Raw genomic sequence first — 12,934 nt, 5'->3', positions numbered from 1 at the left:
CGCAGGGCCCGGGGCCGTGCCGGCGCTCGTGCCCGCGGCGGCACCGGTAGTACCGGCGCCACCGTCGGCCGGGGCCTGACCGGGGCCCGGCCCTGCGGCAGAGCCCTCCGCCAGGGCCTCGGAGGGGTCGGTGGAGCCCGCGGGCCCCACGGTGGGGCGGCCGGTCGCCGTCCAGGTGGGGGCCTCGCGCGGGTCCCAGGACTCGGCCGGCAGGTTGACGACGATCCGGTCCAGGCGCCGCGCCACCTCCCTCGCCGAGCGCGGGCGCGCTGCGGGCCTCTTCTCCAACAGCTCCATGACGACCTCACGGACCTCGGGCGGCACAGAGTCCGGCATCGGCGGGACCTTCTCGTTGACGTGCGCGAAGGCGATATCCACCTGGGTGGCGCCCGTGAAGGGGCGCCGCCCCACGAGCGCCTCGTAGCCGATGACCCCCAGGGCGTACAGGTCCCCGGCCGGCGTGGCCATGTTGCCCATCGCCTGCTCGGGCGCCAGGTACTGGGCGGTGCCCATCACCATGCCGGTGGCCGTCAGCGGACGCTGGTGCACGCCCGTGGAGATCCCGAAGTCCGTCAGCTTGGCCAGGCCCTCACGGTTGATGAGGATGTTGGAGGGCTTGACGTCACGGTGGACGACCCCCGAGTCGTGCACCACCTGCAGGGCGCGCGCCACCTGTGCGAGCACCGGCAGGATGTCGGCCGGCTGCATCGTGCCCTGCTCGGCGATGATGTCGGACAGGGCCCGGCCCTGGACGAGCTCCATGATGATCCAGCCCGAGCCGTCCCTCTCCCCGGAGTCCAGGACGACGGCGAGGTTCGGGTGGCGCAGGCCCCGCGAGTTGCGCGCCTCCGCCCTCAGGCGCGACAGGAAGATCTCGTCGCCGGTGAGCTCGTGGCGCAGGATCTTCGCGGCGACGGCGCGCCCCGAGCGCAGGTCCGTCGCCTTCCACACCTCGCCCATGCCGCCCACGGCGATGCGCTCCACGAGCTGGTAGCGGCCCTGGAGCTCCAGGCCGACCTCCGGCCTCACTGGTCCACCGCCGCGTCAATGACCGCCGCCGCGACCGGGCCGGCCACCGAGCCGCCCGTGCCGGAGCCGGCGGTCTGCTCCCCGCCGTCGAGGACGACGGCGAGCGCGATGGACGGGTGCTGCGGGTCCGTCCCGGCGAAGCCGATGAACCAGGTGACCGGGCCGCCGACGTCGGAGCCGGTCTCGGCCGTGCCCGTCTTGCCCGCCACGGACACCCCCGGCACCTGGGCGCTGGCCCCGGTGCCCTCGGCGACGGCCTGGGTCATGAGGGAGGCCAGGGCCGCCGCCGTCTGGCTGCTGACCGGGGTGCGGGCCACGCTCGGTGTCGTCGTCGACACGATGTTGAGGTCCGAGTCGAGGGTCCGGGCCACGAGGTAGGGGGTCATCTGCTCGCCGCCGTTGGCGACGGTCGCGGCCACGAGCGCCATCATGAGGGGCGTGGCGCGCACCGAGGCCTGGCCGATGCCCGCCATGGCGGTCTGCGCGGCGTCGGCGTTGGCCGGGTACACCGAGGGTGTGACGGCCAGGGGCACGGACATGCGGGCGCCGAAGCCCCAGGCCTGGGCCTCCTGCGCCAGGGCCGCGTCACCCAGGTCCATGGCCATCTGGGCGAAGGGCGTGTTGCAGGACTCGGCGAAGGCGTAGGCGACCGTCACCGTCCCGTTGCCGCAGGACTCCCCGGCGTAGTTCATCAGCTCGTGGCTCGTGCCCGGCAGCGTGAGGCTGTCCGGGGCGGCGACCTCGGTCTCGGCGCCGAGCGTGCCCGCGCGCAGGGCCGCGGCCAGGGTGAGGATCTTGAAGGTGGAGCCCGGCGGGTACAGGTCGCCGGCGATCGCCCGGTTGAGCAGCGGGCCCGCCTCGTCGTCCTGGAGCTGGGAGTAGGCCGCGACAGCGGCGTCGGTGTCGTGGGAGGCCAGCAGGTTCGCGTCGTAGGACGGGGAGGAGACCATGGCGAGGACCGCGCCCGTGGAGGGGTCCAGGGCGACGACGGCGCCCCGGCGCCCGGCCAGGGCGTCCCAGGCCGCCTGCTGGACCTGCGGGTCGATGGTCAGCTCGACGGAGCCGCCCGACGTCGAGCCGCCGGTCACGAGGGCCTTGAGCCGCGAGGACAGCAGGGAGGGGTCGTCCCCGTTGAGCACGGAGTTCTCCGCCTGCTCCAGGCCCGTCATGGAGGCGAAGGCCGTGGAGAAGTAGCCAGTGACGTGGGAGTACATGTCCCCGCCCGTGTAGAGGCGCTGGTAGGCGTAGGCGTCGTCAACGGGCTGGGAGTCGGCGATGACCGTGCCGCCGGCGATGATCTGGCCCCGGTTGGTGCCGTACTGGGCGAAGATGGTGCGCGAGTTGCGTGGGTCGGTCACGAGCGTGCCCTGCTCGGAGGAGGCCTCCCACAGGGCGGGGCGCGCCAGGCCCTGGACGGAGGTGACGGAGGCGGCCAGGGCCAGGAACATCACGAGGACCAGGACGGTCACCTGGTGGATCTGACGGTTCACGCCTCCTCCTTCGTCCCCGCGGGCGCCGGACCCGGCCCGGGGGCCTCGCCGGTCTCCTCCGGGGTGTCCGCGTCCAGCACGCTGCGGCGGATCGACGTCGGCAGCTCGGCCGTGTCGATGATCTGCGGTGCGGCCACGGCCGGGCGGCGGGCGGCGTCGGACAGGCGCACGAGCAGCGCCAGGATCACCCAGTTGGCCACGAGGGAGGAGCCGCCGTAGGCGAGGAAGGGCGTCGTCAGGCCCGTGAGCGGGATGAGGCGCGTGACACCGCCGACGACGACGAAGACCTGCAGGGCGATGGTGAAGGACAGGCCCACCGCCAGCAGCTTGCCGAAGCCGTCGCGCAGGCGCATGGCCGTGCTCAGGCCCCGCTGGACGAGCACGAGGTAGAGCATGAGGACCGCCAGCAGGCCCGTGAGCCCCAGCTCCTCGCCCAGGGCCGCGACGATGAAGTCCGAGTTCGCGAAGGTCACGAGGTTCGGGTAGCCCTCGCCCCAGCCGGAGCCCAGCAGGCCGCCCGAGGCCATGCCGAACAGGCCGGTGACGAGCTGCCAGGAGCCGCCCGGCATCTCGAAGACCTGGGGGTCCATGGCGTCGAGCCAGGCCGCCACGCGCTGCTGCACGTGGGACAGGTGGGTGGCCGTGAACCAGGCGGCGGGCGTGAACAGGCCCGCCCCGATGAGCAGCCAGGAGGGGCGGTCGGTCGCCACGTACAGGGTGACGACGAACAGGCCGAAGAGCAGCAGGGAGGAGCCCAGGTCCCGCTGCGCCACGAGCACGAGGATGCTCGCGCCCCACACGACGAGCAGCGGCCCGAGGTGGCGGGCCCGCGGCAGGTTGAGGCCCAGCACCCGGCGGCCGGCCAGTGCCAGGTTGTCCCGGTTGGCCACGAGGAAGGAGGCGAAGAAGACCGCCAGGAGCACCTTCGTCATCTCAGCCGGCTGGAAGGACATGGGCCCCACGCGGATCCAGATGCGTGCGCCGTTGACCTCGGTGCCGAGCCCCGGCACGAAGGGCAGGACGAGGAAGAGCAGGCCCCCCCACATCGCCCACCGGTCCCAGCGGCGCAGCACCCGGTGGTCGCGCACGAGCAGCACGAGGCAGAACAGGAGCACGCCCAGGGCGGTCCACACGGCCTGCTTCGCGCCGTAGTCGTGGACGTCGCCCGTGCGCTCGTAGGACAGGTCGAGGCGGTGGATCATCGCCAGGCCCAGGCCGTTGAGGGCCACCGCCACCGGCAGGAGCACCGGGTCCGCCCAGGGGGCCGTGCGCCGCACCCACAGGTGGACGACGAGGGCCACCGCCACCAGGGCGCCCGCCAGCGTCAGCACCTCGGCGGGCTGGCTGCCCGTGCGGTTGACGGTGGTGAGCACGAAGCCGCCCAGGCCCAGGACGAGGGCGACGACGAGCAGGACGGCCTCCTCCCAGCGCCCGGACGGACGCCGGGAGGAGGGGACGGCCACGGCGGCGGGAGCGGGCACGGCGGGCCTCACCGCCCTGTCGGGCTGGCGGTCGGCGAGGACGTCGGCGAGGGGGAGGGGCTCGCCGGGCCCGTCGCGGTGGCCCCGGCCGACGGCGTGGCGGACGAGGAGGGGGCGGCGTCGTCGGTCGTGTAGCCGGCGACCGTCGTGCTGACGTACTCGCGGGCGGCCTCGAGGGACGGCTGGGAGACGGTCTCCTCCAGGCGCTGGCGCATGCGCTCGTCGAGCTCGGCCAGGGGGGGCTCGGAGTAGGTCTCCACCAGGTGCGACAGGCTCACCGGCCCCAGCTCCTGCGGGATCCCCTGGAAGATGGCGACCTTCCCGCCGGAGGTGGAGACGTAGAACTGCGTCTGCGTCCACCGGTAGCCCAGGACGAGGGCGCCGGCCAGGGCGACGACGAGGACGAGCGTGCTGAGCACGGCCCGGCGGCGCCGGGCGCGGCGCAGGCGGGCCTGCGAGTCGGCGAGGGCGGCCAGGGCCTCCTCCTGGTGGCTGCGGGCGCCGCTGTCCCCGCCCTCCTCGAGGCCGGCGACGAGGGCGGCGGCCTTGGCGGCCGGGGTGCGGGGCTCGGGCGCGTCGGCGCGCTCGCGGTGCTGGGCGGCGGAGCCGACCACCTGGGCGCCGGTCTGGGCGGGCTCGTCGGTGTCCACGACGTCGAAGATGACCGCGGTGATGTTGTCCGGGCCCCCGGCGCGCTCGGCCAGGTCGATGAGCTCCTCGGCCGCGGCCTCCGGGTCGGCGACGCTGGTGAGGACGTCCTTGATGGTCTCGGCTGAGACCGGGCCGCTCAGGCCGTCCGAGCACAGCAGCCAGCGGTCGCCGGGGACGGCCTCACGGATCGACTCGTCGAGCTGGACGTCGCCCTCGGCGTCGCCCAGGACGCGCAGGAGCACGGAGCGCTGCGGGTGCTGGCGGGCCTGCTCGCGGGTCAGCCGCCCGGTCTCCACCAGGTACTCGACGAAGGTGTGGTCGGTGGTGACCTGGGTGAGCTCGCCGTCGCGCAGGAGGTAGGCGCGCGAGTCGCCCACGTGGACCATGGCGAGCTTGTTGCCGCTGCGCATGATCGCGATGCAGGTGGTGCCCAGGCCCGCCAGGGCCGGGTCCGAGGCCGAGCGGGACATGAGGTCCTGGTGGGCGTCCTGCACGGCGGTGCGCAGCAGGCCCAGCAGCTCGCCGGCCTGGTGGGAGTCGGCGTCGAGGGGGCTGAGGTGGTCGATGGCGACGGCGGAGGCGATGTCCCCGCCGGCCGGGCCGCCCATGCCGTCGCACAGGACCATGAGGTGCGGGCCGGCGTAGCCGGAGTCCTGGTTGGAGGCGCGCAGGAGCCCCACGGAGGAACGGGCGGCGTATCGCAGGGAGGTGGTCATGGGCGCAGCTCCAGGGTGGTCTGGCCGATGCGGACGGGCTCGCCCACGGGGAGCTCGACGGTGCCCCTCACCGGGCGGCCGCCGGCCGTCGTGCCGTTGGTCGAGCCGAGGTCCTCCAGCCACCAGGCCCCGTCCTTGGGGAAGACCCGGGCGTGGCGCGAGGAGGCGTAGGAGTCCTCCAGGACGAGCGTGCACGACGGCGAGCGGCCGATGGTGATCGACGTCGGGGTGAGCGGGACGGTGGAGCCCGCCAGGGGCCCCTCGGTGATGACGAGTCGCGTCGCGCCACGGCGGCGGCCCGTGGGTGCCGCCTGGGCGGTGCCGCCGCCACGGCGCCGGCCCGCCGGGGCCGCGCCGGCCACGTCCTGGCGCAGGGCGCGCACGACGAGCAGCATGAAGAACCACAGCAGGGCGAGGAAGCCGAGCCTCGCGGCGGTGAAGGCGAGCTCGCTCACCCGTGCGCCTCGGGTCCGTGGGTGCCGTCCCAGAACATGATGCGGGTGCGGCCCACCGTGAGGGTGTTGCCGTCCAGGAGGGTGGCGGCGTCGACGCGGTGGCCCTCGACGAAGGTGCCGTTGGTGGAGCCGAGGTCCGTGGCGATGGCGTGGCCCTGGGTGAGGCGGATCTCGAGGTGGCGGCGCGAGACGCCGGAGTCGTCGACGATGATGTCCGCCTCCGAGCCGCGTCCGATGACGGTGACCGGGCCGGTGAGCAGGTAGCGCTGGCCGTCGATGTCGAGGACCGGGCTGGAGGGGGTGGGGGCTGCGGCGGCGGCCGGGGCGGCGGCGCCGCGGCGCGTGGAGGAGTCGATCTCGATGGCGGGAGCGCTCAGGGCCTGGTCGGGGAGGAAGGAGACCTCCACGGGGCCGACGAAGGAGTAGCCCTGCTCTGCGGCGTGGGAGGTGACGACCTCCGCCATCTGGCGCACCATCTCGTCGTGGCCCCAGGCGTCGATGCGCTCGACGTCGGAGGGGGCCAGGTGGACGCGGAAGACGTTGGGCACGACGGAGCGGTCGCGGGCGAAGGAGGCGGCGCGCTTGTCCATCGTCTCGCGGAGCTTGGAGGCGATCTCGATGGGCTCGACATCGTTGGAGAAGTGGGACATCGCGCGCCCGGCGACGTTCTCGACGCCCTTCTCGAACCTGTCAAGGAACCCCATGGCCCTCTCCTCCCTGTCGTGCCGGCCCGTACGGCACGGGCCAGCCGCGCTCATCGTAACGGCTGGGGCCTGGGCGGCGGGGAGGCTGGGTGGCGTCATGGCGCGGGAGAAGGGGTGGAGGACGTCGGGGGGCGGGGCGGTGCCCTGCTGCGGGCGCCGGCGGGGCCGGTGGCGCGCGCCCGGGGCGGGCCGGCCACGGGTGGGTGACGGGTCTCACCGTGGCGGGTGCGGGCCAGGATTGGACGCGGGGGCGCTGCGGCGGCTATCGTCGTCCTCGCTTCTCGCGCGAGTGGCGGAATTGGTAGACGCGCACGGTTCAGGTCCGTGTGATCTTACGATCATGGGGGTTCGAGTCCCCCCCCGCGCACGAGTCGGGCCCGGGCTGGTGATCCAGCCCGGGCCCTCGTCGTCGGGACGACGTGCTACTGGTGCTGCTCAGGCGCTGACGGTGGTGTCCGCCTGGTCCTGAGCCTCCTGGTCGGCCGCCAGCCCCTGCTCCGCCAGCGACTGGGGCGTGATGACCGGCAGCACCGACCACGGGAAGTTGATCCACTTGTCCGTCTCGCGCCAGCAGTAGTCCGGCGCGAACACCGAGCGCGGCTTGCGGTAGATGACCGCGCTGCGCGCGTCCACCGCCACCGTCTCGTCACCCAGGTCCAGGCCCTCGTGGCGCAGCATCTCCATCACCATCTTGAGGGTCTTGCCCGAGTCGGCGACGTCGTCGACCACGAGGACCTTCTTGCCCGGCAGCTCGGAGGCGTCCATGAGCGGAGGCAGGACGACCGGCTCCGGCAGGGTCTGGCCGACACCCGTGTAGAACTCGACGTTCATCGCCCCCATCGCCTTGATCCCGATGGCGTAGCCGATCGCGCCGGCCGGGATGAGGCCCCCGCGGGCGATGGCGATGATGAGGTCCGGCATCCAGCCGGAGGCGACGATCTGCGCGCTCAGCTCCCGCTCGGCCTGGCCGAAGAGCTCCCAGGTGAGCTCCTCGCGCTCGGGGGCGGCGTCCGAGGTGGCGCCGTCGTCGAAGGGCGTGCGGGTGGTGGGGGTGCTGCTCGCGTCGCTCACCCTGCGAAGGTTAACGGCCGACGCCGCCCCACCGCACCTCGGCGCGGTGGGGCCACGGCTCACTCCTTCACGGCCCCGGAGGAGGTGTCCATGATCCGCCGCTGGAAGACGAAGAACAGGACCGCGACCGGGATCGTCATGATGAGCGCAGCGCCCAGCTTGAGCGGGTACTGGTTGCCCTGGCCGAGGCTGCCGGCGCTCAGCTGTGCGACGCCCTTGGTCAAGGTGACCAGCTCCGGCGACCGCGAGGCGACAATGAAGTGGCTCAGCTCGTTCCACGAGCCCTGGAAGGACAGGATCGTGATGGTGACGATGCTGGGCACGCTCATCGGCAGGACGATGGAGAAGAAGGTCTGCCACGTGCCGGCGCCGTCCACGCGGGCCTGCTCCTCGATGGAGGCGGGGACCGACTCGAAGAAGCCCTTCATGATGAAGATGCCGGTGGCGTCGCACAGCAAGGGGATGATGAGCCCCGACCACGAGTCGTACATCGAGAGCTGGTTGATGACGAGGAACTTGGGGATGAGCAGCACCACCCCCGGCACCGACATCACCGCGACGAGCAGCACGTAGACGACCACACGGCCCCGGAAGGGGATGCGTGCGAGCGCGTAGCCCGCCATCGAGTCGAACAGGACGCGGCCCAGCGTGACGACGCACGTGACGATGACCGAGTTGCGCATCCACAGCGGGAAGTTCGACGCACCGAAGAGCTTGGCGTAGGCGGAGGTCGTGAAGGTCTCCGGGACCAGCCCGAGCGGGTCGCTCGTCGCCTCGGCCCCCGTCTTGAAGGAGGTCGCGACATTGACGAGGAAGGGGAAGACGTACGCCAGGGCGAAGACCACGAGGGTGACGTACAGCAGCAGGGTCCTCGGGCGCAGGGGGCGCCGTCGGGCTGTCTGGGTGGACGGTGCGGTCGTGGTCATCGTGCGCTCCCCTCGCTGCTGGCTGCGCCCAGGGCGCGACGACGGCGCCTGCGGGCCCGGGCCTCGTCCCGGTCGCGCAGGACCCAGCGCTGCACGAGCGTGAAGACGATGATGATAGCGAACAGGACGAAGGCGATGGCCGATCCCCGCCCCCAGTCCTGGTCGAGGAAGGCCGCGTCGTAGGACAGGTACGCGGGCGTGAGCGTCGTCTTGCCCGGGTCGCCCTGGGTGCCCGTGTAGATCTGGTCGAACACCTGCCAGCAGCCGATGAGGCCCAGTGTGATGACGGTGAAGAAGGTCGGCTTGAGCTGGGGGACGGTGATGCGCCAGAAGCGCGTCCACGTGCCGGCGCCGTCGATCATCGCGGCCTCGTCCACCGACGGTGACAGTGACTGCAAGGCCGACAGGAAGATGAGCATGAAGGTGCCCGAGGTCGTGAACACCGCCATGACGATGAAGGCCGTCATGGCGAAGGACGGTCCGCTGACCCACTCCCACAGCGTGACGCCCAGGAACCGGGCGGTCAGGGTGCCCGAGCCGTCGACCCCCAGCAGGCCCAGGAGGGCGGCGACGACGCCGCGCGGGTCGTTGAACCAGTTGGGGCCGTTGACCCCGACGAAGGACAGGATCTTGTTGACAGCGCCGCTGGCGCTGAAGAGGAACAGCCACAGGACCGTGATGGCCACCGAGCTCGTCACTGACGGGAAGTAGAAGGCGGTGCGGAAGACGCCGCGACCCATCACCTTCTGGTTGACGAGCACCGCGAGGAGCAGCGACAGCATCGTCTGCGTCGGGACGACCAGCAGGACGTACCAGAGGTTGTTGCGCAGCGAGAGCCCGAAGTCACGGGTGGCGAGGCCCCCCTCGACCAAGGAGGCGTAGTTCTCGCCGCCAACGAAGGAGGAGGCGAAGGGGGAGCCGACCCCGCTCCAGTCGGAGACGCTCACCCAGGCGGCCATGAGGACCGGGAAGAGCAGGAAGACGGTCAGGACGAGGACGGCCGGTGACACGAAGAGCCAGCCTGTCAGCCCACCGCCCCTGCGGCGCAGCGAGCCGCTGCCCCTCCTCGTCCCCCTGCCGGAGCGGGGTCGGAGCGAGGTCACGCGATCACGGCCTCGAGGTTGGCCTGGACGGAGTCCAGGATCGTCTTCGGGTCCGAGGTCGCGAGGGAGGCGATCTGGGAGTTGAAGTCGGCGACGACGTCGGAGGCCCCGTTGGCCGTCGGCATGCTGATGGCGTAGTCGGCACCGTTGAGGAAGACGACCTTGTCCGGGTTGTCCGCCTTGAACTGGTCGGCCGCGGACTGGATCGAGGGCATGACGCCGAAGGCCGCGGAGAAGGCGAGCTGCTGCTGCGTCGTCGTGAGGAACTCGACGAGCGCGACCGCGTCCTCCTTCCGGGAGGAGGCCTCGGCGATGCCGTAGGCGTTGGTGAAGGTCATCGTGCCCTTGCCGGCGGGCCCGGCAGGCAGCTCGACGGCGGTGTACGCCACGTCCGGGTAGTCGGCGCTCATGGCACCGATGAGCCAGTTGCCCTCGATCGCCATCGCGGCCAGGCCGGTGCCGAAGGCCTCCCCGCCCCAGCCGGTGGACAGGTCCGCCGAGAACTTCATCGACCCGGCCTCCAGGAGCTTCTTGACCTCGGCCAGGCCCGCGACGGACCCGTCGGAGCTCGCGGTCGCCCTCGTGCCGTCAGCGGACACCAGGCCGCCGCCGGCCTGGGCCATGAAGGCGCCGACGCGGGCGTACTCGCCGGTGGCGGTCAGGCCGACGACGCCACCGGAGGTGAGCGTGGCGGCAACGGCCTCCAGCGAGGCCCAGTCCTTTGGGTAGTCGGCCTCGGTCAGGCCGGCCGCGGCCCACAGGTCCGTGTTGATGAACAGGCCGAGGGTGGAGAAGTCCTTCGGGGCGCCGTAGAGGACGCCGTCGTAGGTGAGGTTGGCGACGAGGGAGGGGTAGAAGTCGTCGACGTTGGACAGCTGGTCGCCGTAGGCGTACAGGGACCCGTTGTCCGCGTAGGAGGCGAGGTAGTCGGGTGCCAGGTAGAAGACGTCGGCGGGGGCGCCGGCGGCGAAGCCCTGGGCGAGCTCCTGCTGGAGGTCGGTGGCCAGCTGGAGCTCGACCTCGATACCCGTCTGCTCGGTGAAGGCTGCGACGGCCTCCCTGTAGGCGGCGGACTCCGCGTCGCCGGAGGCGGCGATGAGGAAGGTGAGGGCCTTGTCACTGGAGCCGGTGGTGCTCGTCGAGCTCGTGCCGCAGGCGGCGAGGGTGGCCGTGACGGCAGCGGCGAGGGCGGTGGCGCCGAAGGCGCGACGTGTGAGGGGCATGTTCTCTCCTTGTGTGGTGCCCGGGCAGGGCGGGTTGGGGGGCTTGACGGGTCACAGGGCGCGGGCGACCACCGCGCTCGCGGCAGCGGCCCAGGCCTGAGGGCGGCACGAGGCCGGGTAGGGGACTGGGGGGCCGTCACTGGCGGGCGCGCCGGAGTAGAGCTCGGGCACGCGCATGGCGAAGTGGGGCGCGGCCGCCAGGAGACCCTGGGCGAGGGCGCGGGCCTCCTGGGTGAAGCCGTCGCGCAGCAGGCCGTCCACGGTGATGGCGGTGTCGTGGGCCCACACGGTGCCGCCGTGGTAGCTCAGCGGCCAGTAGCCGCCCATCGTCGTCGCCAGCGTGCGCAGCCCGTACCCCGAGGACAGCTCTGGCGAGGTCAGCAGCTCGGCGACGCGGCGGCTGTGGGGCTCGTCGAGGATGCCGGTGCCGAGCAGGTGGCCGATGTTGGAGGTGAGGGAGGCGACCTGCCGCTTGTCGGCGTCGAGGGCGATGACGGGCCAGCCCGTGGCGAGGTCACCGTGCCAGAAGGCGGCGGTGAAGCGCGCGCGCATCGCTGAGGCCCAGGACCCCAGCTCCTCGGCCCGATCCAGGTCCGCCGGCTCGCCCAGGTCGCGCAGGAGCCGAGCCCCGGCACGGGCCGCGGCGTAGGCGTAGGCCTGCACCTCGACGAGTGCGATCGGGCCGCGTGCGAGGGAGCCGTCGGCGTGCTGGACCGAGTCCCCCGAGTCCTTCCACCCCTGGTTCGCCAGGCCGTGACCGCTGGTGTCGATGTACTCGATGAAGCCGTCACCGTCGGCGTCGGCGTGGTCGGTGAGCCAGGTGAGGGCCGCGCGCAGAGCGGGCAGGAGCTCGCGCACGACGTCGTCGGCCAGGCCGGCGCGGTGGGCCTCGTCGAGGGTGAGGACCCACAGCTCGGTGGCGTCGATCGTGCCGTAGTAGAGAGGGGGCAGGAAGGTGCCGTCATCAAGGCTGTTGGTGGCACGGCGCAGCTCGTGCGGGATCTTGCCCGGCTGCTCGGCGGTGTCGGCGTCCTCCCGGGTCCCCTGGAGGTCAGCGAGGGTGCGCAGCGTCCCCTCGGCCAGGGCGAGGGACCACGGGTCGCCTGCCTCGAGCAGAAGACGGGAGGTCCACAGGCTGTCGCGTCCGAAGAGGGTGAGGAACCAGGGGGCGCCCGCTGCGGCGAAGGGCTGGCCGGGGGTGTCCCGCCGGGCCAGGAGCAGGCCATCGAGGTCGTCGAGGGCGGTGGCGGACCAGGCGGCGGCCGTCCTGTGGGTGATCGCGGCGCGCCGGCGCGGGGGCATCGGTGGGGCGGCCTGGACGACAGCCTCGGCGTCAGTGCCGGTCAGCGTCCAGGAGGCGGTGAAGGGGTGCTGCGCGTCAGCGGCGACGTCCCAGGTCAGCAGGAGGCGGTCGGCGTCGCACCTGAGGGTCGCCCCGGGGGCGGTGACGCGGACCCGTGCGGCTGCGTGTGAGACGCGGGCGCTGGTGGCGCTCTCAAGGGCCCAGGGCCGGTTGTCGGTGGGGTGGCCGGACTTGACGGTGTCCATGGTGGCGAGGTCGGTGGCGAGCTCGATGGTGAGCGTGGTGGAGACGGGCTCGGCCCAGGCCGCCTCGAGGGTGAGCGTCTCCGACAGGACGGCGCCGTCGGCGGTGGTGCGCAGTGAGCGCTCGGTGGTCAGGAGCGTGCGGGGGTCCGCGCCGTCGCGGTCGAGGTGGCGGGCGAGGGTGAGGTGACGGGCACGGCGGGAGGCGGTCTGCTGGACGGCGAGGTGCTCGAGGGCGGATCCGGTGACCGTGACCCGGTGGGAGCGCAGGAGGCGGACGTCCGAGTGGTAGACGCCTTGGACGGGTTGGGCGCCCATCGCGCCGTCGGCGCCCGCGATCACCTGGGCGGGGGCGCCGACGAGGACTGTCTGCTCGTGGAGGAGGGGCTGGAGGGAGCGCACGGGGGCCTCGGCATCGTTGACGGTGGCTGTCGAGGAACACGGTAGGCGATCTGGTTTTAACGATCAAGAGGTTGGCGTGACTGACATTGATCGATCTAACAGATGGGGGTGGCGCTCAGCAGTGCCTTACCCTGCTGC

11 protein-coding genes and 1 tRNA gene are annotated in these 12,934 nt (G+C 72.5%); 1 reads left to right on the top strand and 11 read right to left on the bottom strand.

The annotated features are described in order from the left end of the window. From H6X67_RS04290 to H6X67_RS04265, 6 genes are all read right to left on the bottom strand, one after another. The coding region (locus H6X67_RS04290; protein WP_249377053.1) for a serine/threonine-protein kinase at positions 1–1,029 on the bottom strand (1,029 nt) is incomplete at its 3' end. After that, a complete protein-coding gene (locus H6X67_RS04285) occupies positions 1,026–2,519 on the bottom strand; it encodes a peptidoglycan D,D-transpeptidase FtsI family protein (RefSeq protein ID WP_249369575.1) in 1,494 nt (497 codons plus the stop codon). The genes H6X67_RS04285 and H6X67_RS04290, both read right to left, overlap by 4 nt. Then, entirely contained in the window at positions 2,516–4,000 is a 1,485-nt protein-coding gene (locus H6X67_RS04280) for an FtsW/RodA/SpoVE family cell cycle protein (RefSeq protein WP_249369573.1), read from the bottom strand. Before H6X67_RS04280 ends, H6X67_RS04285 begins: the two co-directional genes overlap by 4 nt. Positions 4,001–4,008: 8 nt before the next feature. Further along, positions 4,009–5,367, bottom strand: a complete 1,359-nt coding sequence (locus tag H6X67_RS04275) for a PP2C family protein-serine/threonine phosphatase (RefSeq protein WP_249369571.1) — start codon at positions 5,365–5,367, stop codon at positions 4,009–4,011. Beyond that, complete coding sequence (locus tag H6X67_RS04270; protein WP_249369569.1) at positions 5,364–5,822, bottom strand: FHA domain-containing protein FhaB/FipA; 459 nt, start codon at positions 5,820–5,822, stop codon at positions 5,364–5,366. The genes H6X67_RS04275 and H6X67_RS04270 overlap by 4 nt, the downstream gene beginning before the upstream one ends. Beyond that, a complete protein-coding gene (locus H6X67_RS04265) occupies positions 5,819–6,526 on the bottom strand; it encodes an FHA domain-containing protein (RefSeq protein WP_249369566.1) in 708 nt (235 codons plus the stop codon). Before H6X67_RS04265 ends, H6X67_RS04270 begins: the two co-directional genes overlap by 4 nt. Before the next feature lie 283 nt (positions 6,527–6,809). Between H6X67_RS04265 and H6X67_RS04260 the strand changes: the two genes are divergently transcribed. Next, positions 6,810–6,893 (top strand) — tRNA-Leu (locus H6X67_RS04260). 68 nt (positions 6,894–6,961) lie between these two features. On the opposite strand, the gene H6X67_RS04255 is transcribed toward H6X67_RS04260, so the two are convergent. The 5 genes from H6X67_RS04255 to H6X67_RS04235 all read right to left on the bottom strand — a co-directional run bounded on the left by H6X67_RS04255 (position 6,962) and on the right by H6X67_RS04235 (position 12,796). Continuing rightward, on the bottom strand, positions 6,962–7,597 hold the full coding sequence (locus H6X67_RS04255; protein ID WP_249369137.1) for a phosphoribosyltransferase: 636 nt from the start codon (positions 7,595–7,597) through the stop codon (positions 6,962–6,964). A gap of 59 nt (positions 7,598–7,656) precedes the next feature. Next, a complete protein-coding gene (locus tag H6X67_RS04250; RefSeq protein ID WP_249369136.1) occupies positions 7,657–8,523 on the bottom strand; it encodes a carbohydrate ABC transporter permease in 867 nt (288 codons plus the stop codon). Further along, the gene (locus H6X67_RS04245) at positions 8,520–9,533 is read right to left on the bottom strand and encodes a carbohydrate ABC transporter permease (protein WP_249369135.1); all 1,014 of its coding nucleotides are present in this window, start codon (positions 9,531–9,533) and stop codon (positions 8,520–8,522) included. Before H6X67_RS04245 ends, H6X67_RS04250 begins: the two co-directional genes overlap by 4 nt. Positions 9,534–9,622: 89 nt before the next feature. Continuing rightward, positions 9,623–10,849, bottom strand: coding sequence for a sugar ABC transporter substrate-binding protein (locus H6X67_RS04240; protein WP_249369134.1), 1,227 nt, complete (start codon positions 10,847–10,849; stop codon positions 9,623–9,625). A 51-nt stretch (positions 10,850–10,900) separates the two neighbouring features. Continuing rightward, entirely contained in the window at positions 10,901–12,796 is a 1,896-nt protein-coding gene (locus tag H6X67_RS04235) for a glycogen debranching N-terminal domain-containing protein (protein WP_249369133.1), read from the bottom strand. Positions 12,797–12,934: the final 138 nt, after the last annotated feature.

This window comes from Actinomyces sp. AC-20-1, assembly GCF_023369555.1.
GTDB lineage: Bacteria > Actinomycetota > Actinomycetes > Actinomycetales > Actinomycetaceae > Actinomyces.
Note: the sequence above shows the minus strand (reverse complement) of the source record. Positions and strands in the feature narration are given on the sequence as shown.